This window comes from Cupriavidus gilardii, from assembly GCF_008801915.1.
In the GTDB taxonomy this organism is placed as follows: domain Bacteria; phylum Pseudomonadota; class Gammaproteobacteria; order Burkholderiales; family Burkholderiaceae; genus Cupriavidus; species Cupriavidus gilardii.
The window spans coordinates 512254-536510 of the sequence record NZ_VZOV01000002.1; the positions used below are offsets into that span (position 1 = coordinate 512254).

A 24257-nucleotide genomic window follows, 5' to 3' on the forward strand; every position below is an offset into this window, starting at 1 on the left:
CCCATCCGATATGCCCGTATTGCCGTTCCCGTTCCGCCGGCGCCGGCCGCGCGCCGCCACGCGCCTCGCCGCCATCGTGTCGCTTGCCGCGGCGCTCGCGGCCATCCTGCCGATCGACGCGCGCGCCGCGGTCTCCGTCGTCGACGATGCCGGCCAGACCATCACGCTGGCGCAGCCGGCGCGCCGCATCGTGTCGCTGGCCCCGCATGTCACCGAGATGCTGTTTGCGGCGGGCGGGGGCGAGCGCATCGTCGGCACCGTCAACTACAGCGACTATCCGCCCGAGGCGCGCGCGATTCCGCGGGTCGGCGACAACAAGGCGCTCGATCTCGAACGGATCGCCGCGCTCAAGCCCGACCTGATCGTGGTCTGGCGGCATGGCAACGCGCAGAAGCAGACGGAGCGGCTGCGCGCGCTGGGCCTGCCGCTGTTCCACAGCGAGCCGCGGCGGCTGGCGGCGGTGCCCGACAATATCGAGAAGCTCGGCGTGCTGCTCGGCACCGGCCCGACCGCGCATGCCGCCGCCGAGCGGCTGCGCGCGCGCATTGCCGCGCTGGGCAAGGCCCATGCCGCACGCCCGCCGGTATCGGTGTTCTATCAGGTCTGGCAGCAGCCGCTGATGACGCTCAATGGCCAGCATATGGTCAGCGACATGCTGGCGCTGTGCGGCGGCCGCAATGTATTCGCCGACGAGACGCCGCTGGTGCCGACCATTTCGGTGGAAGCGGTCATCGCCCGCAATCCCGAGGCGATGATCACGGCCAGCATGGGCGCGACGCCGGCGGACCGGCCGCTCGCGGATTTCGCGCAATGGCAGCGCTGGCCGCAGCTGACGGCGGTGGCACGCGGCAATCTGTTCACGATCGACGGCGACCTGATCAATCGGGCGGGACCGCGTGCGATCGATGCCGCGGAGATCGTGTGCCGGCAGCTGGAGGTCGCACGGAGCCGGCGGCCCGCGCAGTAGCACGGCGCGGGCCTGGCCTTCAGTGCGGGGGGCAGTGCGGAGCCCGGTGCGTCGGCCCTCGTTGGCCCTCGTTGGCCCTCAACCCGCCGTGCGGTTCCACCACAACAGACGCCCCGGCCGCGCGGCGCCCCGATCGAGCCGGACGCCGCAGCTCGCGCCCCAGCCGAGCTGCCACTCCAGCGTGACGGACAACGGCAGGCCGAGCCAATGCGCGGCGAGCATTCGCATCGGGCCGGCGTGGCCGACCACCCACAGGCAGCGCTCGGCGGCGGCAGCAGGCGCTTGCAGCGAGTCAGCCCATTCTGCAACGCGCGCGTACGCGGTGCGCGCCGATTCGCCGCCGTGTGGGCGCGCATCCATCAGGTCGGCCGCCCATTGGTCCAGGCCGGCGCGCGGTACCGCGTCCCAGCGCTGGCCCTCCCAGGCGCCGAAATCGAGTTCGTGAAGACGTGCATCGGCGTCAAGCGCGAGGCCCTCTCGCCCGGCTTGCGCGGCGCAGGCCTGCACGATCCGCTGCGCGGTGACATGGGCGCGCTGCGCGGGACTGCAGACGATCCGCACCGGGTCCGGCACGCCGTTGGCCGATGCCGCCGCCGACGCGGCGCGCACGATCGCATCGGCCGCCGGCGACATCGGCTCCATCAGTGGCAGGTCGAGCCGGCCATAGCAGACCCCGTCGTCGACCGCGGGATGCGCGTGCCGGATCAGGACCAGATCCATGCCGCCGCCAGCAGATAGATCAGCAGTTCGCCAAGCTGCTGGGCCATGCCGAGACAGTCGCCGGTATAGCCGCCGATGCGGCGCACGAAATAGCGCCCGAGCACCAGCCGCAGCAGCGCCAGCGCGGCGATCGCGGCGACACCGAAGCCCGGCGCGACCGCCAGCAACGGCAGCGCGCCGCAGGCGAGCACCAGCGCCAGCCCGCGCGGCGACAGCCGCTGCGCGACCGGCTTCGCCTTGCCCTCGGCACGTACGTAGTCCAGCGTCGCCAGATAGCTGACCGCCATCGCGCGGCTGGCGGCATGCGCGGCCACCAGCACCAGCAGCAGTTCGCGCAGGCCGCCGCGCTGGCCCAGCGCCAGCAGCAATTGCCATTTCAGCAGCAGGGCCAGCACCAGCGCGAGCGCACCGAAGGCACCGATGCGCGAATCGTGCATGATGCGCAGCACGTCCTCGCGCCGATAGCCGCCGCCAAACGCATCGACGCAATCGGCCAGGCCGTCCTCATGAAAGGCGCCAGTCAGCAGCAGCGTCGCGCCGATGCCGATCAGCACCGCGACCGCGGGCGGCCACAGCAGCCACGCGGCCAGCGTCGCCAGCGCGCCGACGGCGCCGACCATCAGGCCGACCAGCGCAAACCAGCGCGCGGCGGCATGCAGATAGTGCGGGGCGAAGCCGACCCAGGCGGGCACCGGCACGCGCGTGAAATAGCCGACCGCGGTCAGCAGGTAGCGCAGTTCGTCGCAGGGCCGCTGCAGCAGCGGATGGGTCGGCCGCCGAGGTTGCTCGGCTTGCTGGTCTCGCCGATCCTGCAGCGGCTCGGGCGTGGGCTCGGTCGGCATGTTGGTCATGGTGCGGATGGCGACAGCTTGGCGCGAGTCTATCGCGGCGGCGCGCTGCCGGTTGGGGTGTTGGTCGCGGTGTTGGTCGCGGTGTTGCCTGCACCGTCGGCCGCGCTGGCGGTGCTGACCCCCGCCCCGCCGAAGGTCGCCATCTCGCGCAGAAAGGCCACCGCCGACGCCACCAGCGGATACGCCAGCGCGGCGCCGCTGCCCTCGCCCAGCCGCAGGTCCAGCGCCAGCAGTGGCCGCGCGCCGAAGTGCTCGAGCAGCGCGCGGTGGCCCTGCTCGTGCGAGCAATGCGAGAACACGCAGTACGACAGCACCTCGGCATCGAGGCGGCTCGCGACCAGCAGCGCCGCCGAGGCGATGAAGCCGTCGACCAGGATCACCATCCGCCGCGACGCCGCGGCGAGGAAGGCGCCCGCCATCATCGCGATCTCGAAGCCACCCAGCGCGGCCAGCGCGTCCAGCGGTTCGACCGCATCGGCATGGCGCACCAGCGCCCGCTCGAGCAGCGCGAGCTTGCGCGCGAGTCCCGCATCGTCCAGGCCGGTGCCGCGCCCGACGCAGGCCGCGATCGGCAGGCCCGCCAGCCGGCTGACCAGGCAGGCGGCGGCCGACGTGTTGCCGATGCCCATCTCGCCGAAGCCGATCACATTGGTCCCCTGCGCGGCATGGTGCATCACGCGCGCGGCGCCGGCCGCCAGCGCGGCCTCGGCCTGCTCGCGCCGCATCGCCGGTTCGTCGATGAAGTTGCGCGTGCCCGCATCGATTCGGCAGTCCACCAGACCCGGCGCCGCGCCCGGCGGCACGCGCACGCCGGCATCGACGACCTCGAGCACCATGCCGTGCTGGCGTGCGAACACATTGATGGCCGCGCCCCCTGCGGCGAAATTGCGGACCATCTGCACCGTGACGTCGGCCGGATAGGCGCTGACGCCGGCATCGGCGATGCCATGGTCGGCGGCGAACACGATCATCGCCGGCCGCCGCAGCACCGGCTCTGCGGTGCGCTGGATCAGCCCGATCTGCAGGGCCAGCGACTCCAGCCGGCCCAGCGCGCCGAGCGGCTTGGTCTTGTCGTCGATCGCGGCCTGCAATGCCGGGCGCAGGGTGTCGTCCAGCGGTTCGATCGCGGGCGGAACGAATTTCGCCGCGATGTTCGATACGGTCGTCATGGCTTACATCTCGATGCCGCGCTGGGCCTTGATGCCCTGCTGGAATGCATGCTTGACCGGCGTCATTTCGGTCACGGTATCGGCGGCGTCGATCAGCGCCTGCGGCGCCCCGCGGCCGGTGATCACCACGTGCTGCATCGGCGGACGCGCGCGCAGATCGGCGATCACGGTATCGACGTCCAGGTAGTGCAGCTTCAACGCGATATTCAGTTCGTCGAGCAGCACCAGGCCGATCGACGGATCGCGCAGCAGCTGGCGCGCGACCTGCCACGCGGCCTCGGCCTTGGCCACGTCGCGCGCCCGGTCCTGGGTCTCCCAGGTATAGCCCTCGCCCATCACGTGGAACGCGCATTGTTCGGGAAAGCGCCGCAGGAACATTTCCTCGCCACTGGGAAACGCGCCCTTGATGAACTGCACCACGCCGGCCTGCATGCCGTGACCCAGCGCGCGGATCACCATGCCGAAGCCCGAGCTGGACTTGCCCTTGCCATTGCCGGTGGTGATCACGATCACGCCGCGCTCGTCCTGCGCGGCGGCGATCTTCGCATCGATCACCGCCTTCTTGCGGACCATGCGCGCCTTGTGGCGTTCATCGCGGCCCTCGGTGTCGTTGGTGTCGTGGGTGTCGTGGGTGTCGTTGGTGTCGGTATGGTCGGAGTCGTGATGGCTCGTCATTGCGCGGAGCGGTATCGGTGAGGGGTAAGCAGCCCGGCCCTGCCTCATGCCGGGCCATTGGCGATCAACGCCGTATGCGCGCCCTGCGCGACGGCGACGATCGGTGTGCGCAGCGCGCGCGAACAGTGGGCGGGCGTCAGGATCTGGTCCGCCGGGCCGTGCAGGCATTGGCCGTCCTCGGCCATCAGCAGCGCATGCGTGGCATAGCGGCGCGCCAGGTTCAGGTCGTGCAGGATCAGCATCGCGGCATGGCGCCCGGCTTGCGTCAGGCGCGCCAGCGTGTCCAGCACCAGGATCTGATGGCGCAGGTCCAGGTGCGCCAGCGGTTCGTCGAGCAGCAGCAGCGGCGCCTGCTGCGCCAGCACCGCGGCCAGCGACACGCGCTGGCGCTCGCCGCCGGACAGCGTCAGCACATCGCGGCCTGCCAGGCCCGCCAGATCGAGGGCTGCCAGCAGGTCCGCCACCACCGCATCGTCGTCGCGGCCGCTCCAGCCCCATCCCGACAGATGCGGATGGCGGCCGACCGCGACCGCGTCGTGCACCGACATCGAGAACGTATCGTGAATGGCCTGCGGCAGATAGGCGCGCTGTCTGGCCAATATCTCGGGGCGCCGGCGCGCCAGCGCGGCGAGCGGCTCGTCGTCGAGCCGAACGTCGCCCCGCTCGGCTTCGCGCAGCCCGGCCAGCACCGCCATCAGCGTCGATTTGCCGACGCCATTGGGGCCAAGCACGCACCACAGCTCGCCGGGCCGCATGGTCAGCTCGAGCGCGTCGAACAGCGTCTTGCCGCCGGCACGCAGCCTCAGGTCGCGCAGCGACAGCCGTGGGCAGGGCACGGTCGGGACGGTCCAGTCGGCAGCGGTCGTCATTGCGGATCCTTCATCGCGGCCGGCGCAGCAGCAGGAACAGGAAGGTCGGCACGCCCAGCAGCGCGGTGATCACGCCGACCGGCAATTGCGCCGGCGCGATCGCGGTGCGCGCGATCAGGTCCGCCGCCATCAGCAGCGTGCCGCCCAGCAGCGCCGCCGCCGGCAGCAGCAGGCGCTGGTCGTTGCCCCACGCCAGCCGCACCAGATGCGGCACCACCAGGCCGACGAAGCCGATCGAACCGGCGGTCGTGATCGACGCCGCGATCGCCAGCGACGCCACCAGGTAAGCCGACAGCCGTACCCGGCCGACGCGCACGCCCAGCGATCGGGCCACGGTCTCGCCGAGCAGCATCACGTTCAGCGCGCGCGCCATCGGCAGCGTCAGCAGCAGCGCCAGCACCAGCGTGCCGAGCGCGAGCCCGTAGCTGGCGGTGCCGCCAAGATCGCCGGTCAGCCAGAACAGCATGCCGCGCAAGCGGGCCTCGGGCGCGATGCTCAGGATCAGCGTGATCACCGCACCCCAGCCGGCGGCCAGGATCACGCCGGTCAGCAGCAGCCGCGAGCCCGCTTCATGATGGCCGCCCTGGACCTGCGGATGCAGCAGATCGCGCCGCGCCAGCGTGGCGACCAGCACCATCGACATCAGCGCGCCGCCGGCGGCGCCGGCCTGCACGGTCCACAGCGGCGCCAGCGCCAGCATCGCCAGCAACGCGCCGGTGGCCGCGCCGCCCGACACGCCCAGCACATAGGGCTCGGCCAGCGGATTGCGCAGCAGCACCTGCATCAGCGCGCCGGACAGCGCCAGCAGGCCGCCGCAGGCGAACGCCGCCGCGGCGCGCGGCAGCCGCAACTCGCGCACGATGGCGGCCGCGGTCTGGTCGGCCGCGCCGTGCTTGCCCGATACATCGGTCAGCCCGAACAGCGCGTGCCAGACCTCGCTCGGCGACAGGCCGACACTGCCGACCGCCAGCGACAGCAGGAACACTGCCACGGCAGCGCCGGCCAGCAGCGTGCAGACGGCCAGCGCGCGCCGCATCTCAGCGGCGCCGCGCATCGCCGTGCCCGCCGTCTTGCCCGCCGTCGCCGAGGCCGCCGTCCGCATCATGGTCGCTGGTCTGCGCGATGCCGCTCAGCGCTGGCGCCAGCCGAGCGTGATGAAGCCGGCCCGGCCCTGCGTGTTGTAGGGGTAGGCCAGCTGGTAGTCCTTGTCGAACAGATTCTCGACGCGGGCGGCGATGAACCATTGCTTGTCGATGTTGTAGCGCGCGTTGAGGTTGACGATACCGTATCCGCCCAGCGTGCGCGAGCCGCTGTCCCGGCGCGACGACGACACGATCCACTGGCCGCCGAAGCGCCAGTTCCCGACATCGCGGCCCAGGTCGAGCGCCGCATACCGCCGCGCGCGCCGCATCAGCTGCGTGCCGGTCTGCTCGTCGACCGGGTTCTGCATCGTGACGCTGGCGGTCACGTCGGTGCCGAGCAGCCGCGCGCGCCACGACGCCTCGACGCCCTCGACCTTGGCGCTGCTGACGTTCTGCGCCAGAAACATGCCGTTCGGCTGCAGCGCCGACGTGATCAGGTTGTCGTACTGCGTGCGGAAGGCCGTCACGCGCAGCAGGCCCGCGCCCTTGCTGTCGTACTGCGCGCCGATCTCGACCGAGCGCGCCCGCTCGGGCTGCAGGTTCGGCTGGCCATAGTTCGGGTAGTACAGCTCGTTGAAGGTCGGCGCGCGGAACGCATTGCTGGCGTTGGCCAGCAGCTTGAACTGCTCGGTCACGTAGTAGCCGTAGCCGGCGAAATAGCTGCCCTTGTCGCCGAAATCCGAATAGTGGTCGTTGCGCAGGTTCAGCTGCAGCTGATGCTTGCCGATGCGGCCGTCGTAGCCGCCGAACACCGACACCACGTTGCGGCCGGGCGCGCCATACGAGTTCGAGTCGAACTGCTGCTGCAGATATTCGGTGCCGAACATCAGCTGATGGCCCTTGGCGAGCGCGTATTCGTTCTGCCAGGTGAACTGGCGCGTGCGCGTCTTGAAGCGGCTGTCGAACACGCCGTTCAGCCAGTTGTCGCTGTCGTCCTCGCTCTGCGCGACCTTGAAGCGCGTGGTCCAGTCCGGGGCGAGCTTGCCGTTGACGAAGGCGGACAGCGTATAGAGCTCGCTGTCGCTGCGCCAGTCGTCGGTGGGCCGGCCGAACGTGCTGTCGTAGGACAGCTTGCTCTTGCTGTAGTAGGCCGCGACGCCCGCCTCCCAGTCCGGCGCGAAGCGATGCTTGACCTGGCCGGAGACGCTCTTGTTCTCGTACGGGTTGTCGTTCGGATTGGCGCGCGGCTGCAGGCGCGTGTTCACCGCCGAGAAGCCGTCGGTCTTGAAGATCGAGCCGGTCAGGTTGAACGAGGTATCGCCGACCTGGCCGCCGTAGCCGACCGTCGCGCGGCGCGTATTGTCGCTGCCGTATTCGACCTGGGCGTTGGCGGCGGGCGGCTTGCCGGCTCCGCTCCTGGTGAAGATCTGCACCACGCCGCCGATCGCGTCGGAGCCGTACAGCGCCGATACGTTGCCGCGCACGATCTCGATGCGGTCGATCTCGTCGGGCAGGATATTGGCCAGTTGCGCGGTGCCGCTGCTGGCCGAGGCGATGCGCACGCCGTCGATCAGGATCAGCGTCTGGTTCGAATTGGCGCCGCGCATGAACAGCGTGGTGTTGGCGCCCATGCCGCCGGTGGCGGCCAGTTCCACGCCCGCCTGCGTGCGCAGCAGCGAACGCAGGTCCGGTGCCTGGCTGTTGGCGATCTCCTGCTGCGTGATCACGGTGGTATGGGGCAGCGCCTCGTCCAGCGGCTGCGCGGTGCGCGTGGCGCTGACGACGACCGGGCTCAGCGTGGCGTCCGACGACGGCGGGGACTGCTGCGCCAGCGCGGGCCACGCGCACAGCGTGGCGGCGGACAGCAGCGCGGCCTGCGCCGGGGAGCGGACGGCGGCGCGCGCAATATCGCGGGCAGTATCGACGGCAAGGGCTTGGGCGCGGACGCGCGCGGTCGGGCGCGGGGCTGGCAGTGCCAGGCGACGCGACCTCGAAGACGATGAAAGCATGGTGCTCGAGCGGAAGTGAAAGCCTGGCCCGTTCCCCCGCGGACCGTCTGGCGGTGAGGCTGCGCGAGCGCGATGGCGGCCGGCATGCCCGCATCCAGGCCGGTATCCGGGCTGGCGATCGGCACCGTCCGCCTTCCCGGAACCATCGGTCCAGTGGCATTGTGGGACGGTGAGGCGAGGCCGGCGGGCATGGAGACGATCGTGCCGATCGGCTCGGGCGCGGCGGCGATCGCAATCGCTTACCGTTGCGGGGGCAGCACAGGTTGGACCGGCATCGCGCGGCGGCGTGGCGGACTCCCTGTTTCCCGTTTAACTGCGATCCGATGGGGACGGGATCGCGAGCACCTGAAAACGCGCGTGAGTGTAGGCAGTTTGACGGCCCCCGTCAAATCGGCGGCGCCCGCGGCCCATTGCGCCGCCGCGTGCCCCTGCGCGGCAGTCATTGCGGCCATTGACCGACGATCGATGCAACTTCGAGGGGAATGCACGGTCACAATCGCTTCCCGCAGTGATGACGCGGATCATGCATCGGCTAGAATCCCGTTACCTGACACCCTGAGACACGACAGGCCCATGCTGACCGAACTCGAACAACTGGCCGCCAAGATCGGCCGCGTGCTGCACCACGCGGATACGCTGGCGGCGGAAAACCAGCGGCTGCGCGAGGAGATCGAACGCCTGCAGGCGGAGGCCGCGCAGCTGCGCAGCGATCGCGAAGCGATGGCTGCCGATCGCGAACTGCTGAACATCAAGATCGAGGAGGCGCAGTTGCGCATCCAGTCGATCCTGGACAAGCTGCCCACGGCCACCGATGCGCGCCAGCTGGATCTGCTCGACGAAGGGGAGCTTCCCGCCGAGCGCATCCAGGGAGAACCGCGCGGCGCCCAGCCTTCCGGAGAACACGCATGAGCGGCAACAAGCAAGTCGAAGTCCATATCGCGGGGCAGCCTTACCGCTTCGCGATCGCCCCCGAGAACGAGGCCGCGCTGCTCGAAGCGGTGGCGCTGGTCGACGACCAGATGACGCGGATCAAGTCCGGCGCTTCCACCAAGGGCGTCGAACGGGTCGCGGTAATGGCCGCGATCAGCATCGCGTCGGATCTGCTCGCGCTCAAGCGCAAGCAGCAGGAGGACGGCGCGATCCCCGTGGACGCGGTGCGCGCCCGCATCCGCGAGCTGAACGAGCGCGCCGACGAGGCGCTGCGCCAGTACGCGCATGTCGGCACCAGCATGGTCGGCGGCATCGGCAATCCCGCCGGCAGCCCCGCCGGCAGCCCCGCCGGCAGCCCCGTTTCGCCGACGCAATCGTGACCCCTTGAATTGCCCCGGCGGACCCGCATATGGTTCCTTGTGCAAGGGCCTTCACCATGGCGATATAGCGCGATATGGGCGATGTGAAGACCGTGCCGCGCATGCCACGCAAAATGTAACGACAAGCCGGGACACGCTTGGTATGCGAGAAACCCCGGTGTATAGTGGAGCCACTGCACGGGGGTACCAAGGTGCAGAAACATGGTCGGGTTATCGCGCCCGGCCGCCGTTCTCCTCCCATCCTGGTTAGAAACGGCAAACGTCTGACCTCCCCCGGACTTCGAGTCCGGGTCAAACTGGATAGTCAGACGTTTGACAGTTTCCCTGCCTGGTTCGCGAAGGTCATAACTCCTTGAACCGATATGCATTGCATGGTGCGGGATGATGCCGTGTGGGCGAGCGCGTCACAGTGTTCATAGCGCAGGTCTCGAACCTGGGCTCCCTGAATAGGTGATGTACCCGAAATGCGGCTTCCGCAGCCACACTGAACCTCACTTGGGTTCAGGATGCCGACCCAACGGCCGAGGCGGGGACCCCATGCAAGAGGCGATGGTCTTTGGACCATCGCCTCTTTTTTTGCCCGTGTTTTGCGCCCGCGACGCCAATGCGGGCGATGATGGCGCTTTCACGGTATGCTTGCCGCGTCGCGCCGCCGCTGCCAGGCCCTCGCCGCGTGCTCGCGATGCCGTTCCGACCATCCAAGACGTGCGAGCATGAGTCCCTCCGACAAGAAGGCGGCCACCAAAGCCGCCGACAGACCGGCCGCCGGTGCGTCCCGCGCGCGCCAGTACTGGCTGATGAAATCCGAACCCGACGAAGCCAGCATCGATACGCTGGCCGAGCAGGGGCGTCTTCCCTGGACCGGCGTGCGCAATTACCAGGCGCGCAATTTCATGCGCGACGCGATGCGCATCGGCGACGGCGTGCTGTTCTACCACTCGTCGTGCCCGCAGCCCGGCATCGCGGGCCTCGCCGAGGTCTGCTCGACGCCCTACCCCGATCCCACCCAGTTCGACCCCGACAGCAAGTATCACGACCCTGCGTCCAAACCCGAGCATCCGCGTTGGGAGCTGGTCGACGTCAAGTTCGTCGACAAGTGCGAGCTGATCTCGCTGGCGGCACTGCGCGAGCATCCGGAGCTGGCCGACATGGTCGTGCTGCGCCGTGGCAACCGGCTGTCGATCACGCCGGTCACGCCGCAGGAATGGCAGTTCATCACCACGCGGCTGATGGGACGCCGCTGAACCGCGTGCGATCCGCGCGGGCAATGCATGCGCCGCCCGCGCGATCACCATAACGAAAAACATCACGAAGCGATCCACGCATGACTCTCTCCCTGATTCCCGCGCTGCTGCTGCTCGGCGCGTTCACCGGCTTCTGCGCCGGGCTGCTCGGCGTCGGCGGCGGCATGATGATGGTGCCGTTCCTGACGCTGACTTTCAGCTGGCTGGCCTTTCCCGAAGAAGCGATCGTCCATATGGCGATCGCCACCTCGATGTCCACGATCCTGTTCACCTCGCTGTCGTCGGTGCGTGCCCACCACAAGCAGGGCGCGGTGCGCTGGAAGATCGTATTGGCGCTGGCGCCCGGCATCCTGCTGGGCGGCATGATCGGCGGCGGCAAGGTGTTCGCCGCACTGAAGACCGGCTGGCTGTCGCTGCTGTTCGCGCTGTTCGTCGGCTTCTCGGCCTCGCAGATGCTGCGCAACCGCAAGCCGTCGCCGAGCCGGCAACTGCCGGGCTTTCCCGGCATGTTCGGCGCCGGATCGGCGATCGGCTTCCTGTCCAGCCTGGTCGGCGCCGGCGGCGGCTTCGTGTCGGTGCCGTTCATGACCTGGTGCAACGTGCCGATCCACCATGCGGTCGCCACCTCCGCCGCGCTGGGCTTTCCGATCGCGGCGGCCAGCGTGATCGGCTACGTCTGGAGCGGCTACCAGATGACCGGGCTGCCGGCCGGCTCGCTCGGCTATGTCTATCTGCCCGCGCTGGCGGTGATCGCGATCGCCAGCGTATTGACCGCGCCGCTGGGCGCGCGCACCGCGCACCGGATGGAGGTCCGCAAGCTCAAGCGGATCTTCGCCGGCATGCTGTTCTGCCTGGCCGCCTACATGCTATGGAAGGCCTGGCAGGCATTCTGAACGAGCCGACCGCGGTGCGATGCGGGCGCCGGCTCGGTAATACGCCGATACAAGCGCCCGGCGTGGCAAGGGAACCCCACGCTGCCAGTGACCGTCTGATCACCATCACATTGTCATGGAGAACTCGATGAAGCAATTGCTCGCCGCTACCCTGCTCGGCACCACCGCACTGGCCGCGTCGGCACAAGGCGGGCCGATGCCGCCCGAAGGCTGGCAGCCCCCCGCGGGCGTGCTGTCGCTGTCGGCGGAGGCCGTGGCCGAGGTGCCGACCGACGTCGTGCGCGTGACGCTGGCTGCGGAGCAGGAAGGCGCCGAGCCGTCCGCGATCTCGTCGGCGCTGTCGGCCAAGGCCCAGCAGGTGATCGAGCGCGCCAAGCGCGTATCGGGCATCCAGGCCGAATCGGGCGGCTTCACGATCTATCCGAGCACCGACCGCAACGGCCGCATCAGCACCTGGCGCGGACGCGCCGAGGTCGTCCTGCAGTCGCGCGATTTCAGCGCGGCCTCGAAGCTCGCCGGCGAGCTGGCCAGCCAGATGCAGGTACAGAACATCAGCTTCTCGCTGTCGCGCGAGGCGCGCCGGGCGGCCGAGAGCAAGCTGACCGAGCAGGCCGTCGCCGCGTTCCGCGACAAGGCGCAGACCACGACCCGGCTGTTCGGCTATGGCAGCTACACGATTCGCAGCGTGCAGGTCGGCGAGGCCGGTGCCGTGACGCCGATGCCGCGCATGTACGCCAAGGCCGCGATGGCCGCCGCCGAGGCCGCGCCGGTACCGATGGAGGGCGGCAAGGCCCAGGTCACGGTGACGGTCAATGGGTCGGTGCAGATGCTGAAGTAAGGCGCCGCGAAGACAGGACACCGCCCCATGGTGTTGTCCCCCTCCCTCTCAGCGGAGAAGGGAGATGGCTTCAAACGGCGCACGCATGGCGAGCATCGGCCCCTCTCCCGCATGCGGGAGAGGGCGCAAGACTCCCCCAGACTCGATCAACCGCCGAACCTTTCCCGCAGCAGATTCTTCTGCACCTTGCCCATCGTATTGCGGGGCAGTTCATTGACCAGGTGGATCCGCTTGGGCACCTTGAAGTTGGCGATCCGGTGCTTCAGCGTGCCGATCATCGCCTGCTCGTTCAGCTCGGCGCCCGGCTTGCCGACCACCACCGCCACCACCGCCTCGCCGAAATCCGGATGGGGCACGCCGATCACCGCGCTCTCCTGCACACCCGGCATCTCGTCGAGGAAGCTCTCGATCTCCTTCGGATAGACGTTGTAGCCGCCGGAGATGATCAGGTCCTTGCTGCGTCCGACGATGGTCAGGTAGTCGTCCGGCACCTTGCGCTCGCCCGACATGCCGACGATCGCGCCGCCGAAGCGCCCCATGTCGCCGGTCTTGAACCAGCCGTCCGCGGTGAACTCTTCGCGGGTCTTCTCCGGCATGCGCCAGTAGCCCTTGAACACATTGGGCCCCTTGACCTCGACCGCGCCGATCTCGCCGGAGGGGCAAGGTTTGCCATCGCCATCGACCACGCGCACCGATACGCCCGGCAGCGGACGGCCGACGGTGCCGCCGATCCGTTCGCCCTCGCCGGCGTCATAGGGATTGGACACCAGCATCACGGTCTCGCTCATGCCGTAGCGCTCGAGAATCGTATGGCCGGTGCGCTCGCGGAACGCCTCGAAGGTCTCGAGCAGCAGCGGCGCCGAGCCCGACACGAACAGCCGCATGCGGCGGCACGTGTCCTCGTCGAAGCGCTGATCCTGCAGCATCCGCACGTAGTAGGTCGGCACGCCCATCATCACAGTCGAGCGCGGCAGGAAGCGCAGCACCTGCTCCATGTCGAACTTCGGCGCCCAGATCATCTTGGCGCCGGCCAGCAGCGCGCCGTGCGAGGCGACGAACAGCCCGTGCACATGGAAGATCGGCAGCATGTGCAGCAGCACGTCGTCGCTGCGCCAGCCCCAGGCCTTGTGCAGCGTCTCCGCGTTCGACGACAGGTTGCGATGCGTCAGCATCGCGCCCTTGCTGCGGCCCGTGGTGCCTGACGTGTACAGAATCGCCGCCAGGTCGTCGGGTCCGCGCTGCACCGTGTCGAAGCGGTCCGGCTGCGCGGCGGCGCGCGCGAGCAGCGTACCTCCCCGGTCGTCGTCGAGCGTGAACACGTGGCCGGTACCGTGGCGGAACGCCAGCTTCGACACCCAGCCAAAATTGGCGCTGCTGCAGACCACCACCGCAGGCTCGGCATTGCCGATGAAATAGTCGATCTCCGCTTCCTGATACGCGGTGTTCAGCGGCAGATAGACATAGCCGGCGCGCAGCGTGGCCAGGTACAGGAACAGCGCCTCCGGCGACTTCTCGACCTGCACCGCGACGCGCGCGCCTTCGGGCAGATCGAGCGAGGCAAGCAGATTGGCCAGCTTGGCGGTGGCGCGATCGAGATCGTCCCAGCTGTAGTACAGGCCGTCGTGCGTCTCGATGCAGCAGGCCTCGCGCTTGGCGGGGAAGCGGGATTCGAACAGGGCGAACAGATTGGCGTTCATGCGATCAGCGGATAAAAAGCTTGGGGGATAAAAAAAACGGGGTACGGCAATGACGGCGCCAGGCGCCCTACTGGCCTTCAAAACGGGGCGGCCGGCGCGCCAGGAAGGCGGCGACGCCCTCGGCATGGTCGCGGCTGGACGCGTAGGAGAAATGGGCATCGAGCTCGGCAGCCGACAACGGCGCCGGCTGCGGCGACAGCCGGGCGATGGTGGCCTTGTTGATGCGGGCGGCCAGCGGCGCGCCGGCGGCGATGCGGCGCGCGGTGGCCATCGCCTCCGCGGCGACGTCGCCGCGCGGTACCACGCGCGTCAGCAAACCCTTGGCCTGCGCCTCGGCGGCATCGAACACCCGGCCTTCGAGCAGGATCTCCAGCGTCGCCGCGCGCCCGGCCAGCGCCAGCAGGCCCTGCAGCTCACCCGGCGCCATCGGGAAACCCAGCTTGTTGATCGGCACGCCGAAGCGGCTGTCCGTTGCCGCGATGCGCAGATCGCAATGGCAGGCGATCTCCAGGCCCCCGCCGACGCAGACGCCCTCGATGCAGGCCACGGTCGGATGCAGGCAGCCGGCGATCGCGGCAAGCGCCGGCGCCAGCAGCTCGACGTGGTAGGCGCGCACCGAGGCCGGATCGCCGCGCAGCCGCGGAAACTCGGCGATATCGGCGCCGGCGGCGAAGTTGCCGTCGGCCCCGCGCAGCACCACGCAGCGCAGCGTGCGGTCGGCCGACAGGCGCGCAAAGCCGTCCGTCAGCGCGCGCCACATCGCCTCGGAGATCGCGTTGAGCTTGCCCGGGTTGGACAGCGTGACCAGCGCGATGTCGCCATCGCGCTCGAAGCTGACCGCGCCGCTCACAGCGCCTCCTGCGGCTCGAACATGGCCATCAAGGTCCTCGCCAGCATCATCGCCATCAATCCATCTTGGCGCCGGACTGCTGCACCACCTGGGCCCAGCGCTTGATCTCGGCACGCTGGAACTGCGCGAACTGGTCCGGCGTGTACGACGGCGTCTCGGAGCCGTTGTTCAGCCAGATCTGCTTGAGCTCCGGCGTATTCAGGGCCTTGTTGACCTCGGCGTAGAGCTTGTCGCTGATCTCCTTGGGCGTGTTCTTCGGCACCCACAGCGCATACCAGGTCGACACCTCGTAGTTCGGCACGCCCGCCTCGGCCGCGGTCGGCACGTCGGGGAACGCCGGCGAGCGCTTGGGCGCGGCCACCGCCAGCGCGCGGATGCGGCCGCCGCGGATATGCTGGGCCGACGAACCCAGCCCATCGAACACCATGTCGACCTGGCCTGCGATCAGATCGGACAGCGCCGGGCCCGCGCCCTTGTACGGAATATGCGTGATGAAGGTCTTGGTCTGGATCTTGAACAGCTCGCCGGCCAGATGGTGCGACGAGCCGTTGCCCGCCGAGCCGTAGTTCAGCTTGCCGGGATTCTGGCGCGCGTAGGCGATCAGTTCCTGCAGCGTCCTGGCCTGGACCTTGGTCGGGTTGACCACCACCACCTGCGGCGGCTGCGCGATCACGGTGATCGGCACGAAGTCCTTCTCGATGTCGTAATCGAGCTTCTTGTAGAACGAGGGCGCGATCACATGGTGCGCGCCGCCGATGAAGATCGTATAGCCATCGGGCGCGGCCTTCGAGGCGAGGCTGGCGCCGACCGTGCCGCCCGCGCCGCCGCGGTTGTCGATGACGAACTGCTTGCCGAGCTGCTTGGACAATTGCGCCGCCAGCGGGCGGGCAAAGGCATCGGTGCCGCCGCCGGCCGGAAACGGCACGACGATCGTGACCGGCCGGGACGGCCACGGCTCCTGCGCCGCCGCCGGGGCGAGCGCCATCATCGCGATGCCGCCGGCCACTGCCAACATCGTTGCCGTCCGCTTGAACTGACTACGTTCCATGGTGTGTCTCCTCGCTTTGTCTTATGAAAATGCGATGTGAACTGCTGGTGTGAACCGCGTTGGAACTTCCCGTCGAAAATGCACTGCGAAACTGGATCAGGCGGTGATGCGATGCGTCGATGCCGGCCGACGCCGGTGCGCCCCCTCAGGAACGCGCCAGCAGCTTGGCGACCGAGCGGCTGATGCGCGGATTGCCCTCGCCGAGCTTGGCCAGATTGTCGTCGAGCGCCTCCGGCACATACAGGTAATTGACCATCATGCCGCAGGACTGCGCGCGCCCCTTGCTCGACAGGTCCGCGCCCCAGTTCAGCCGTTCGACGCAGGCGCCATTGCCGAGATGGAAACGCGCCACCGGATCGGCTGGCAGCGCGCCGTTGCGCGCATGCACGAGGAAGTGCGCGGCCAGCGCCAGGCCGCTGTCGCGCACCAGCGCATCGTCGGAGCCCGCGCTCAACGCGGCCAGCCATTCGGCACCGGTGGCCGGCACCGCGGGCGGCGTGGTCTCGCCGGTGGCCGGCGCACGCGCGCCCCAGCGCTGCATGCACTTGCCGCCCAGCACCTTGGCCACGGTATCGCCGTCCTGCTTGCGCAACCAGTCGGCGAAACCCGGGATCGGCGACAGCGTGGCGAACTGCTTGACCTTGGGGAATTCGCGCTGCAATTCCTCGATGACGCGCTTGAGCAGGAAGTTGCCGAAGCTGACGCCGCGCAGCCCGGGCTGCGTATTCGAGATCGAATAGAAGATCGCCCATTTGACGCGGCGCAGGTCTTCCTGCGGCGCCGCCTCGTCGAGCAGGCTCTGCACATTGGCCGCCATCTCCGGCACGAAGGCCACCTCGACGAAGATCAGCGGCTCGCGCGGAATGCGCGGATGGAAGAACGCGTAGCAGCGGCGATCCGAATCGAGCCGGTTGCGCAGATCGGCCCAGGAGGCGATCTCGTGCACCGCCTCGTAGCGGATCAGCTTTTCCAGCAGCGACGCCGGCGAATCCCAGGTGATCGGCTGCAGCTCCAGCAGGCCGACGTCGAACCAGTTCGACAGCAGGCCCTCGAGGTCTTCGTCGAGCGCGCGCAGGCCGGGGATCTTCTTGTACCAGCGCAGCATGTCCGCGCGCAGGTGAATGATGAAATGCAGGCCGCAGACCGACTTCGCGCTCGGGCCGTGCAGCCCGGCCAGCCGCTTGAAGAAGCGGATGCGGGCGCTCGACAGCGCATGGCTCAGGCCCGAGCCGTTGCGCCCCGCCTTGCCGCCCTCGTCCGCGGCGGCACCATCGCCGCCGCCCTGCGCGCCGCTGCCGGCGACCTCCGCCAGCAACGTCAGCATGGCCTGGCGGGTCGGCTCGCCGGCGGCCTCGTATTCGTTGCGCCACGCCTGCGCGGCCGCGTTGGCGGCGCCATCGGTCAGGCGGGCATCGAAGCACAGCCGCAGTTCCTCCCGCTGGCGGCGCTGCACGCGGGCGCTCAGCGTGGCCGGCTCCGCGGCGCGGGCCTTGCCGTCGTTGGCCGCGGCCGCCTCGGCCGGACTGCCCTTGCGGTTCCACCAGCGGCCGAAGCGCGCCAGCAGCGTGCCGCCGGCGGTGTCGGGACGGGCGTCGCCCAGGGTTTCGCCGGCGCCAAGCGGCGCGCTGACGGTCTTGTCTCCGGTCTCGAAAGAAGTCATCGAACTACCTGTTGGGCAAAGGATGGAGCGAACTCGGAACGGGATGGTGTGCGTGGTTCAGGTGGTCATCGGGTCAGTGGTCCGACGCGGCCTTGGCGGCGAGGCGCAGCCGGCTGTGGCGCCGTCGCGCGGGGGCCTCGGGTTCGGGCGCCGCGGTTTGCGCGTCCGCGTCCAGCGCCTTCAACGCGGCGCGCTGGCGCAGCAGGTGGGTCTTCATCATCGCCTCGGCGCCTTCGGGATCGCGCGCCTTCAGCGCGGCGAAGACTGACAGGTGCTCGGCGCAGGATTCGTCGATGCGGCCCGGCAGCTGCAGGCTCTTGTGCCGCGACAGCCGCAGCACCTTGCGCAGATCGCCGATCAGTCCGGACAGCCAGCGATTGCCGGCGAGCCGCTGGATCGCCTCGTGGATCTGGTAGTTGGTTTCGTAATAGGCATCGATCTGGCCGGCGCGGGCATAGCGCGCCAGATCGCGATGCAGGTCCTCGAGCGCGTCGAGATCGGCGGCGGTGGCATTGCGGGCGGCCTCGTAGGCGCAGCGGCCTTCGAGCAGCGCCATCAGCGGAAAGATCTCGTCGAGGTCCTGCTCGGACAGCTCGTTGACGAAGCAGCCGCGGCGCGGCTCCAGCCGCACCAGTCCCTCGGCGGCCAGCACCTTCAGCGCCTCGCGCAGCGGCGTGCGCGAAATGCCGAGCGTGGTGGCCAGGGCCGCTTCGTCGATCCAGGCGCCAGGCACGAGCGTGTGCTCGTCGATCATGGCGCGCAGGCGATCGGCGACTTCGAGATACAGCGCCTGCTGGACGATGCGCATGGGTGCCTCCCGCTGCGATGGATGGAGCGCGCGATGGGCGCAGCCCGGCGGGCGGGCCCTCGCAATAATTCATAATTATGAATAACGGCGAGGGAATGGCAAGGCGTTTCGATGTTGCACAGCGTCATGCGCGCCGGACGGCGTCGTGCCGGGCAATTAACGCGCCACTAACGCACAACTGACGCGGCAAAATATCGCCGCAATGACGTGGCAACTCCGGCGCTTCAACCGGCAGCCAGAATGCGCCGCGCCCGCTCCAGCACCGGGCGATCGACCATCTTGCCGTCCACCGCGACGGCGGCGCCGTCCGCGGCCGCGGCGGCCTCGACCACGCGCCTGGCCCAGGCCAGTTCCGCCTCGGTCGGCGCGAGACCGGCGTGGACCGGCGCCACCTGGGCCGGGTGGATCAGCAGCTTGGCGCCAAAGCCGAAGGCGCGCGCACGCGCGGTCTCGGCCGCCAGCACCGTGGTGTCGCCGAGCGCGGTGCAGACGCCGTCCACCGGCGCGGGCAGCCCCGCCGCGCGCGAATGCAGCACCAGCAGGCTGCGGAACGCATGCAGCGGCTCGCCCTCGTCGCCGACGCCCAGATCGCCCATCAGGTCGATGCTGCCGAACAGCAACCGGGCCACGCCGGGCTGCGCAGCCAGTTGCGGAAGCTGGGCGAAGCCCGCCGCGGTTTCCAGCAGCGCGTGGCATTGCACGGCCGGCAGCGCCTGCCGCAGCGCCCGCATCGCCTCGGCATCGGCCTTGGGCAACACCAGTGTGTCGACGCCGAGCCCGCGGCACCAGGCGATATCGTCGTCGTGGTACGGCGTGCCGGCCGCGTTCACGCGCACCAGCAGCAGCACGCCGGCGTCAAAGGCCTGCTGCGCCAGCGCGGGCCATGGCGCGCGCAACCCCTGTCGCGCAGCGGCCTTGTCGGCCGGCGCCACCGCATCCTCGAAGTCGACGATCACCGCGTCGGACCCGGCGGCGAGCGCCTTGCCGATCCGCTCGGGGCGGTTGGCCGGAACGAACAGGTAGCTGCGCGGCAGCCGCGTGCCCGGCGTCGTCATCGCGCCCTCCGCCGTCATACCGCGCCGGCCGCGCGCATCGCGGCGATCTGTTCACCCGCGATGCCGAGCTCGGCCAGGATCGCGTCGGTATGCTCGCCCAGCGCAGGCACAGGATCCATGCGCGCGTCGGTCATGCCGGGCGGCAGCAACGCCGGGATCGCGCCCGCAGGCGTGTCGACCTCGCGCCAGCGCTGCCGCGCCGCCAGCTGCGGATGGGCCCAGACGTCCGCCATCGTATTGACCTGCGCGTTGGCGATCTTTGCCGCTTCGAGCCGCGCGCCGACCTCGTCGGCGCTCCATTGCGAGAAGGCCGCGACGATGCGCTCGCGCAGCGCGCCGCGGTTGGCGCTGCGCAGGCTGTTGCTGGCGTAGTCGGGATGCGTCGCGAGCTCGGGCTGCTGCAGCACCGATTCGCAGAACACCGCCCACTCGCGTTCGTTCTGCAGGCCCAGCATCACGGTCTTGCCATCGCCGGTCGGGAACGGCCCGTACGGGTAGATGGTGGCATGCGAGGCGCCGGCGCGCGGCGGCGGGGAAGCGCCATCGAACGCGTAGTACAGCGGGAAACTCATCCACTCGACCATCGATTCCAGCATCGAGATATCGATGCGCTTGCCACGGCCGGTCTGCCCGCGCTCGATCAGCGCGGCCAGGATGTTCGAGTAGGCGTACATGCCGGCGGCGATATCGGCGATCGATGCGCCAGCCTTGACGCCCTCCTCCGGCGTGCCGGTCACCGAGACGAAGCCGGACTCGCTTTGCACCAGCAGGTCGTAGGCCTTCTTGTCGCGATACGGACCGTCGGCGCCGTAGCCCGAGATATCGCAGACGATCAGCCGCGGAAAGCGCTCGGACAACGCCGCATGATCGAGCCCCAGCCGTGCGGCCGCACCTGGGGCGAGGTTCTGCACCAGCACGTCGGCGCGCGAGAGAAGCGCCTCGAGCACCGGCGCCGCGCCGTCGTGCTTGACGTCCAGCGTCAGGCTCTCCTTGCCGCGATTGGTCCAGACGAAATGCGACGACAGGCCGCGCACGCGATCGTCGTAGGCCCTGGCGAAATCGCCGGCGCCCGGACGCTCGATCTTGATCACGCGCGCGCCGAGATCGGCAAGCTGGCGTGTGCAGAACGGCGCGGCGATGGCCTGTTCGAGAGAAACGACGGTGATGCCTGCAAGCGGTAGGGTCATGGCGGTGGCCTGGCGGAGGACGATCGGAAGGAATGGGCGGCCGGGTTGGCGCGATGGCATCAATCTAGCCGCGATCGCCGCCGCGCGGAAATACGGAATCGCGAGCCAGCCATAAGTACAATCAATACCTTGGGCTTTCACTGGTCATTGGGGCGGGACATGGATATCCGGGGCATGCGCTATTTCGTCACGATCGTCGAGCACGGCAGCCTGACCCGGGCCGCGGAGATCGCCCATGTCGCCCAGCCGGCCTTGAGCCAGCAACTCGCCGCGCTTGAAGCGGAACTGGGCGTGGCGCTGGTCCATCGCGGCGCCAAGGGCGTCAAACCCACGGAGGCAGGCCGCACGCTGTACCGGCACGCGCGCTCGATCCTGAAACAGGTGGAGATGGCGCGGGCCGACGTCAAGGTCGCGGGGGCGGACATCGCCGGCAACGTGGCGATCGGCCTGCCAACCACCGCTGCCGCGGCCTTCGGCATGCCGCTGGTGCGGGCGGTCCGCGAGCGCTATCCGGGCGTGCGGCTGCAGCTGTTCGAGAGCATGAGCGGCTATATCGCGGAGCTGCTGAACAACAACCGGCTCGATTTCGCCATCCTGTTTCGCCAAACGCCGTCGCGCGCGGTCGAGCTCGAGCCGCTGGCCAGCGAGGCCCTGTATCTGGTCGGCACGCCGCCGATCGCCGTGGAATCGAAGCGGCGTCGCGCCGCATCGGGCAAGGAAGCGACCATTGCGTTGAAGTCGCTGGCCGATATTCCGCTGGTGCTGCCGAGCGGGGCGCAGGGGCTGCGCGAAGTGCTGGAGCAACACGCCAGCGGCGCGGGCATCCGGCTGCAGGTCGTCGCGGACCTGGACTCGCTGCCGATCCTGCTGCAGACCGCGCGCGAAGGGCTGGCCTGCACGATCCTGCCCGCGTCGTCACTGAGCCGCGAGCCGGAGGACGATGCGCTGCCGACACGGCTGATTCTTCCCGAGCTCGGCCGCACGCTGTCGCTTTGCTGGCCGCGTGCGCTGCCGCGGACCGCCGCGGCCGAAGCCGTGGCCGAGGCGTTGCGCGAAATCATTGCCGCCAAGATCGCGGAAGGCGGCTCGTTGAAGGCCCCGCTTGCCTAGCGCCGGGTTACAGCGAAGGCGACGGCGACTGCGCCGTCGGCGGATCCTGCCGCAATTCCCGTTCCATGATCGCCGCGCGCGAGGCGATGGGCCGGGCGAAGAACCGCATCGCTCTCTCGAGCGTCAGGCCCCGGAAGGTTCGCTGGAACACGGAAGCGCAGACGTCGTCCAGTTGGCGGACCAGCGCGCCGGCCTCGGCAATGGCCGCGTTCCAGACCTGGCTGGCCTCGGCCCGCTCCGTGGGACTCGGCAGATCATCGAAGCGCAGGCTGTTGCCGTCGTCGAACAGCGCGCGTAGTCCGGTCACGTGATTGCCAAGAAACCAGCCGCGTTCCATCGACATCGTGACGGCCAGCTGGTTCATCGCCCGGGCGGTGGCAAAGCGGCCGGCATGCAGGCCGCCCATTTCCTCGAGCGCCAGCATCTCGCTGCGTACCTTTTCGAGCAACTGGAAGGCGCACAGAGCCTCGACCATGACCTCCTCCTTGTTCCCGGCCCCTTCGATCCGGTTCGGATAGGGCTGCGCGAGCGCCGTCGAAAGGTGCTGCACATATCTCGCCGCCGTCCGTATGCGGCTCTCCGCCCAGGCCCGGCTCGCCTCCCACTGTGGCCGTACGTCAATCGGCGGCACCTGCACCGCTTGCACTGACTGCACTGCCGAGGTCCCTGGGGCGCCCGCGTCGTCGACCACTTGGACGGTATCGTGAAGGGTCTGCGAGGCGCTGTCGCCGATCCCGAGGCCATAGGCGGACGGATCGCCCAGCCCGTCCGGGCCCTCCTCCATGTCGACCGAGTTGTACGACCCAATGGTCGAGGTGGATACCGTTCGGCTCAACCTGCGGTCGCTGGCCGGATCGCTTCCATTGTCGGCCGACGTGTCGACCGGCGTGTCGACCGCCGTGTCGACCGGCATGTCGACCGGCATGTCGACCGGCGCCGCGTCCGCGGGGCGCTCCGCCGTGCCCGATGGATTCTTGCGCTCGAAGCCGAGGCGGTGCCACAGCTGTTCGATCATCTGATCGTGATCCAGGACTTCGTCCCAATCGCTGTCGTCATTGTCCACCACGTCGTCAGGCGCGTCGTCTGCGCTCGGATCGGGGGAGATCAGCCGCGACGATACGGTGCGCGCCAGGCCGCCCTGCGCCGGCGCCCGCTCGCTGCCATGGTCGACCAGGCGCTTGGCCGCATCACACAGCTTGCTGTCCCGCACTGCCGCGCAAAAGTGGAACGCACCGATGTCGCCGCCACAGAGTTCCGTCAGCACGTCCGGCGGCAGCGGCGCCGAGAAGCCCGGATTGGCCTCGAGCCAATGGCTCATCCGGTTGCCAAGCTCGTCTATCAGACGGGCGAGATCCGGCTGCTGGTCAGGAAAGTGGCGATAGGCCTCCGGCCTGGCGAACACTTCCGCTGCGCCGAAGATGCTCGCGATCACGCCCACGGCCGCCGATGCACCGGTTCCCGCCGCACAGGCCGCGGTCAGCAGGAAGGACCCGCCCAGCGCAACGCCGGTCACGGCCACCGGCCACAGGATCACCGCCAGCGTGGCGGCACCGGCGATGCCCAGCAGTGCGCCCACGGCGAGCGCGATGATTTTGCCGATGCTGCGCTTTTGCACGTGGGGCGCGATCTCGTCTTGCAGCGACTGAAGCTTGTGCATCAGCGCCTGGCATTGCGTCGCGAGCTTCAGGTTGCGTGCCATCACCACGGCGGTGTGCCGCTGCTGCGCCTGCGCGCCCGCCTCCCATGGCATGGTGGCGCGATGCTCGAGTTGCACGATGTCGCGCGCGGTGTTCAGCAGCGCCTCCAGGTCCTTGCCGCATTCTTCGAGTGTCTTTCTCAGCGGCTGCTTCTGGCTGGCCGGAATGGCCAGCGCGTCGATCGTTCGTTTCAGTTGATGCAAATGCTGTGCGCACTCCGCTGTCACCGCGCCGCCGATCGCGCCTTCCGCCTGCGCGAGCGTGTCGATCGGCACCTCGGGGGATGACGGGCCGGTCCGGTCGCCGACATGGTGTCGGCCGCCGGAAGTCAGGGACGGAAAGAGAATCGTGGTGATGGCGGGAGCGGACAGGGAGGGCACGATGAATCCGGAAGCGGGCGGTTGGACGAAGCGAAGCGAAAACAAAAGCCAGGAAGACGACGACGGCAATGCCATCGCCGATGCGCCGCAGGATCGCGCAAGTTATGTGCAATGGCTTTCATAAATCAACAAGCAACT

The 24257-nt window shown here is 69.2% G+C and carries 22 protein-coding genes, 1 pseudogene and 1 riboswitch; of the genes and pseudogenes, 8 read left to right on the forward strand and 15 right to left on the reverse strand.

Annotation, left to right across the window (positions count from 1 at the left end):
* Positions 1–10: 10 nt before the first annotated feature.
* Positions 11–967 carry a cobalamin-binding protein gene (locus F7Q96_RS05130; protein ID WP_082371391.1) on the forward strand — a complete coding sequence of 319 codons (957 nt, stop codon included), beginning with the start codon at positions 11–13 and terminating at the stop codon, positions 965–967.
* Positions 968–1045: 78 nt separating this feature from the next.
* On the opposite strand, the gene F7Q96_RS05135 is transcribed toward F7Q96_RS05130, so the two are convergent.
* From F7Q96_RS05135 to F7Q96_RS05165, 7 genes are all read right to left on the reverse strand, one after another.
* A complete protein-coding gene (locus F7Q96_RS05135; RefSeq protein WP_053821137.1) occupies positions 1046–1687 on the reverse strand; it encodes a histidine phosphatase family protein in 642 nt (213 codons plus the stop codon).
* Positions 1672–2538 carry an adenosylcobinamide-GDP ribazoletransferase gene (locus F7Q96_RS05140; protein ID WP_226994823.1) on the reverse strand — a complete coding sequence of 289 codons (867 nt, stop codon included), beginning with the start codon at positions 2536–2538 and terminating at the stop codon, positions 1672–1674. The genes F7Q96_RS05135 and F7Q96_RS05140 overlap by 16 nt, the downstream gene beginning before the upstream one ends.
* A gap of 29 nt (positions 2539–2567) precedes the next feature.
* Positions 2568–3707, reverse strand: a complete 1140-nt coding sequence (gene cobT, locus F7Q96_RS05145) for a nicotinate-nucleotide--dimethylbenzimidazole phosphoribosyltransferase (protein WP_082371390.1) — start codon at positions 3705–3707, stop codon at positions 2568–2570.
* Positions 3708–3710: 3 nt separating this feature from the next.
* Positions 3711–4382 (reverse strand): cob(I)yrinic acid a,c-diamide adenosyltransferase, encoded by a 672-nt coding sequence (gene cobO, locus F7Q96_RS05150; RefSeq protein ID WP_053821136.1) that lies wholly within the window; start codon positions 4380–4382, stop codon positions 3711–3713.
* 44 nt (positions 4383–4426) lie between these two features.
* Positions 4427–5251 (reverse strand): ABC transporter ATP-binding protein, encoded by an 825-nt coding sequence (locus F7Q96_RS05155; RefSeq protein WP_053821135.1) that lies wholly within the window; start codon positions 5249–5251, stop codon positions 4427–4429.
* A gap of 10 nt (positions 5252–5261) precedes the next feature.
* A complete protein-coding gene (locus F7Q96_RS05160; RefSeq protein WP_144425872.1) occupies positions 5262–6287 on the reverse strand; it encodes a FecCD family ABC transporter permease in 1026 nt (341 codons plus the stop codon).
* A gap of 93 nt (positions 6288–6380) precedes the next feature.
* A complete protein-coding gene (locus F7Q96_RS05165; RefSeq protein WP_053821134.1) occupies positions 6381–8342 on the reverse strand; it encodes a TonB-dependent receptor domain-containing protein in 1962 nt (653 codons plus the stop codon).
* Between the two features lie 80 nt (positions 8343–8422).
* Positions 8423–8706, reverse strand: a riboswitch (cobalamin riboswitch).
* Positions 8707–8915: 209 nt separating this feature from the next.
* On the opposite strand from F7Q96_RS05165, the gene F7Q96_RS05170 reads away from it, so the two are divergent.
* The 5 genes and pseudogenes from F7Q96_RS05170 (at position 8916) to F7Q96_RS05190 (ending at position 12627) form a co-directional block, all read left to right on the forward strand.
* Positions 8916–9251, forward strand: a complete 336-nt coding sequence (locus tag F7Q96_RS05170) for a hypothetical protein (RefSeq protein ID WP_053821133.1) — start codon at positions 8916–8918, stop codon at positions 9249–9251.
* Positions 9248–9568: pseudogene (locus F7Q96_RS05175) on the forward strand (cell division protein ZapA); the annotation flags it as partial. The gene F7Q96_RS05170 and the pseudogene F7Q96_RS05175, both read left to right, overlap by 4 nt.
* Before the next feature lie 881 nt (positions 9569–10449).
* A complete protein-coding gene (locus F7Q96_RS05180; RefSeq protein ID WP_053822983.1) occupies positions 10450–10896 on the forward strand; it encodes an EVE domain-containing protein in 447 nt (148 codons plus the stop codon).
* Between the two features lie 80 nt (positions 10897–10976).
* Positions 10977–11789 carry a sulfite exporter TauE/SafE family protein gene (locus F7Q96_RS05185; RefSeq protein ID WP_053821131.1) on the forward strand — a complete coding sequence of 271 codons (813 nt, stop codon included), beginning with the start codon at positions 10977–10979 and terminating at the stop codon, positions 11787–11789.
* A gap of 127 nt (positions 11790–11916) precedes the next feature.
* Positions 11917–12627 carry an SIMPL domain-containing protein gene (locus F7Q96_RS05190; protein ID WP_053822982.1) on the forward strand — a complete coding sequence of 237 codons (711 nt, stop codon included), beginning with the start codon at positions 11917–11919 and terminating at the stop codon, positions 12625–12627.
* 146 nt (positions 12628–12773) lie between these two features.
* Here F7Q96_RS05190 and F7Q96_RS05195 read toward each other — a convergent pair whose 3' ends face one another.
* The 7 genes from F7Q96_RS05195 to F7Q96_RS05225 all read right to left on the reverse strand — a co-directional run bounded on the left by F7Q96_RS05195 (position 12774) and on the right by F7Q96_RS05225 (position 20932).
* Positions 12774–14324 (reverse strand): malonate--CoA ligase, encoded by a 1551-nt coding sequence (locus F7Q96_RS05195; protein WP_053821130.1) that lies wholly within the window; start codon positions 14322–14324, stop codon positions 12774–12776.
* 67 nt (positions 14325–14391) lie between these two features.
* Entirely contained in the window at positions 14392–15174 is a 783-nt protein-coding gene (locus F7Q96_RS05200; protein WP_053821129.1) for an enoyl-CoA hydratase/isomerase family protein, read from the reverse strand.
* Between the two features lie 55 nt (positions 15175–15229).
* Complete coding sequence (locus F7Q96_RS05205; protein WP_053821128.1) at positions 15230–16222, reverse strand: Bug family tripartite tricarboxylate transporter substrate binding protein; 993 nt, start codon at positions 16220–16222, stop codon at positions 15230–15232.
* A gap of 145 nt (positions 16223–16367) precedes the next feature.
* Positions 16368–17882, reverse strand: coding sequence for a malonyl-CoA decarboxylase domain-containing protein (locus F7Q96_RS05210; RefSeq protein ID WP_053821127.1), 1515 nt, complete (start codon positions 17880–17882; stop codon positions 16368–16370).
* 73 nt (positions 17883–17955) lie between these two features.
* Positions 17956–18690 (reverse strand): GntR family transcriptional regulator, encoded by a 735-nt coding sequence (locus F7Q96_RS05215; RefSeq protein WP_053821126.1) that lies wholly within the window; start codon positions 18688–18690, stop codon positions 17956–17958.
* Between the two features lie 224 nt (positions 18691–18914).
* A complete protein-coding gene (locus F7Q96_RS05220) occupies positions 18915–19745 on the reverse strand; it encodes an HpcH/HpaI aldolase/citrate lyase family protein (protein ID WP_053822981.1) in 831 nt (276 codons plus the stop codon).
* Between the two features lie 14 nt (positions 19746–19759).
* Positions 19760–20932, reverse strand: a complete 1173-nt coding sequence (locus F7Q96_RS05225) for a CaiB/BaiF CoA transferase family protein (protein ID WP_053821125.1) — start codon at positions 20930–20932, stop codon at positions 19760–19762.
* Positions 20933–21091: 159 nt separating this feature from the next.
* Between F7Q96_RS05225 and F7Q96_RS05230 the strand changes: the two genes are divergently transcribed.
* Positions 21092–22042: a LysR substrate-binding domain-containing protein gene (locus F7Q96_RS05230; RefSeq protein ID WP_053821124.1), complete on the forward strand. Its 951-nt coding sequence runs from the start codon at positions 21092–21094 to the stop codon at positions 22040–22042.
* A 7-nt stretch (positions 22043–22049) separates the two neighbouring features.
* On the opposite strand, the gene F7Q96_RS05235 is transcribed toward F7Q96_RS05230, so the two are convergent.
* Positions 22050–24119 (reverse strand): hypothetical protein, encoded by a 2070-nt coding sequence (locus F7Q96_RS05235; RefSeq protein WP_144425733.1) that lies wholly within the window; start codon positions 24117–24119, stop codon positions 22050–22052.
* Between the two features lies 1 nt (position 24120).
* On the opposite strand from F7Q96_RS05235, the gene F7Q96_RS27365 reads away from it, so the two are divergent.
* Positions 24121–24243 carry a hypothetical protein gene (locus F7Q96_RS27365; protein ID WP_257720533.1) on the forward strand — a complete coding sequence of 41 codons (123 nt, stop codon included), beginning with the start codon at positions 24121–24123 and terminating at the stop codon, positions 24241–24243.
* Positions 24244–24257 lie beyond the last annotated feature (14 nt).

What these genes read in the sequence shown, in the direction of transcription:
- F7Q96_RS05205 (WP_053821128.1), bottom strand. Translation starts at nt 16,222, where the DNA reads ATGGAACGTAGTCAGTTCAAGCGGACGGCAACGATGTTGGCAGTGGCC.
- F7Q96_RS05130 (WP_082371391.1), top strand. Translation starts at nt 11, where the DNA reads ATGCCCGTATTGCCGTTCCCGTTCCGCCGGCGCCGGCCGCGCGCCGCC.
- F7Q96_RS05165 (WP_053821134.1), bottom strand. Translation starts at nt 8,342, where the DNA reads ATGCTTTCATCGTCTTCGAGGTCGCGTCGCCTGGCACTGCCAGCCCCG.
- F7Q96_RS05195 (WP_053821130.1), bottom strand. Translation starts at nt 14,324, where the DNA reads ATGAACGCCAATCTGTTCGCCCTGTTCGAATCCCGCTTCCCCGCCAAG.
- F7Q96_RS05225 (WP_053821125.1), bottom strand. Translation starts at nt 20,932, where the DNA reads ATGACCCTACCGCTTGCAGGCATCACCGTCGTTTCTCTCGAACAGGCC.
- cobO (WP_053821136.1), bottom strand. Translation starts at nt 4,382, where the DNA reads ATGACGAGCCATCACGACTCCGACCATACCGACACCAACGACACCCAC.
- F7Q96_RS05155 (WP_053821135.1), bottom strand. Translation starts at nt 5,251, where the DNA reads ATGACGACCGCTGCCGACTGGACCGTCCCGACCGTGCCCTGCCCACGG.
- F7Q96_RS05210 (WP_053821127.1), bottom strand. Translation starts at nt 17,882, where the DNA reads ATGACTTCTTTCGAGACCGGAGACAAGACCGTCAGCGCGCCGCTTGGC.
- F7Q96_RS05180 (WP_053822983.1), top strand. Translation starts at nt 10,450, where the DNA reads ATGAAATCCGAACCCGACGAAGCCAGCATCGATACGCTGGCCGAGCAG.
- F7Q96_RS05230 (WP_053821124.1), top strand. Translation starts at nt 21,092, where the DNA reads ATGGATATCCGGGGCATGCGCTATTTCGTCACGATCGTCGAGCACGGC.
- F7Q96_RS05190 (WP_053822982.1), top strand. Translation starts at nt 11,917, where the DNA reads ATGAAGCAATTGCTCGCCGCTACCCTGCTCGGCACCACCGCACTGGCC.
- F7Q96_RS05170 (WP_053821133.1), top strand. Translation starts at nt 8,916, where the DNA reads ATGCTGACCGAACTCGAACAACTGGCCGCCAAGATCGGCCGCGTGCTG.
- F7Q96_RS05215 (WP_053821126.1), bottom strand. Translation starts at nt 18,690, where the DNA reads ATGCGCATCGTCCAGCAGGCGCTGTATCTCGAAGTCGCCGATCGCCTG.
- F7Q96_RS05140 (WP_226994823.1), bottom strand. Translation starts at nt 2,538, where the DNA reads ATGACCAACATGCCGACCGAGCCCACGCCCGAGCCGCTGCAGGATCGG.
- F7Q96_RS05185 (WP_053821131.1), top strand. Translation starts at nt 10,977, where the DNA reads ATGACTCTCTCCCTGATTCCCGCGCTGCTGCTGCTCGGCGCGTTCACC.
- F7Q96_RS05135 (WP_053821137.1), bottom strand. Translation starts at nt 1,687, where the DNA reads ATGGATCTGGTCCTGATCCGGCACGCGCATCCCGCGGTCGACGACGGG.
- F7Q96_RS05160 (WP_144425872.1), bottom strand. Translation starts at nt 6,287, where the DNA reads ATGCGGCGCGCGCTGGCCGTCTGCACGCTGCTGGCCGGCGCTGCCGTG.
- F7Q96_RS05220 (WP_053822981.1), bottom strand. Translation starts at nt 19,745, where the DNA reads ATGACGACGCCGGGCACGCGGCTGCCGCGCAGCTACCTGTTCGTTCCG.
- cobT (WP_082371390.1), bottom strand. Translation starts at nt 3,707, where the DNA reads ATGACGACCGTATCGAACATCGCGGCGAAATTCGTTCCGCCCGCGATC.
- F7Q96_RS27365 (WP_257720533.1), top strand. Translation starts at nt 24,121, where the DNA reads ATGAATCCGGAAGCGGGCGGTTGGACGAAGCGAAGCGAAAACAAAAGC.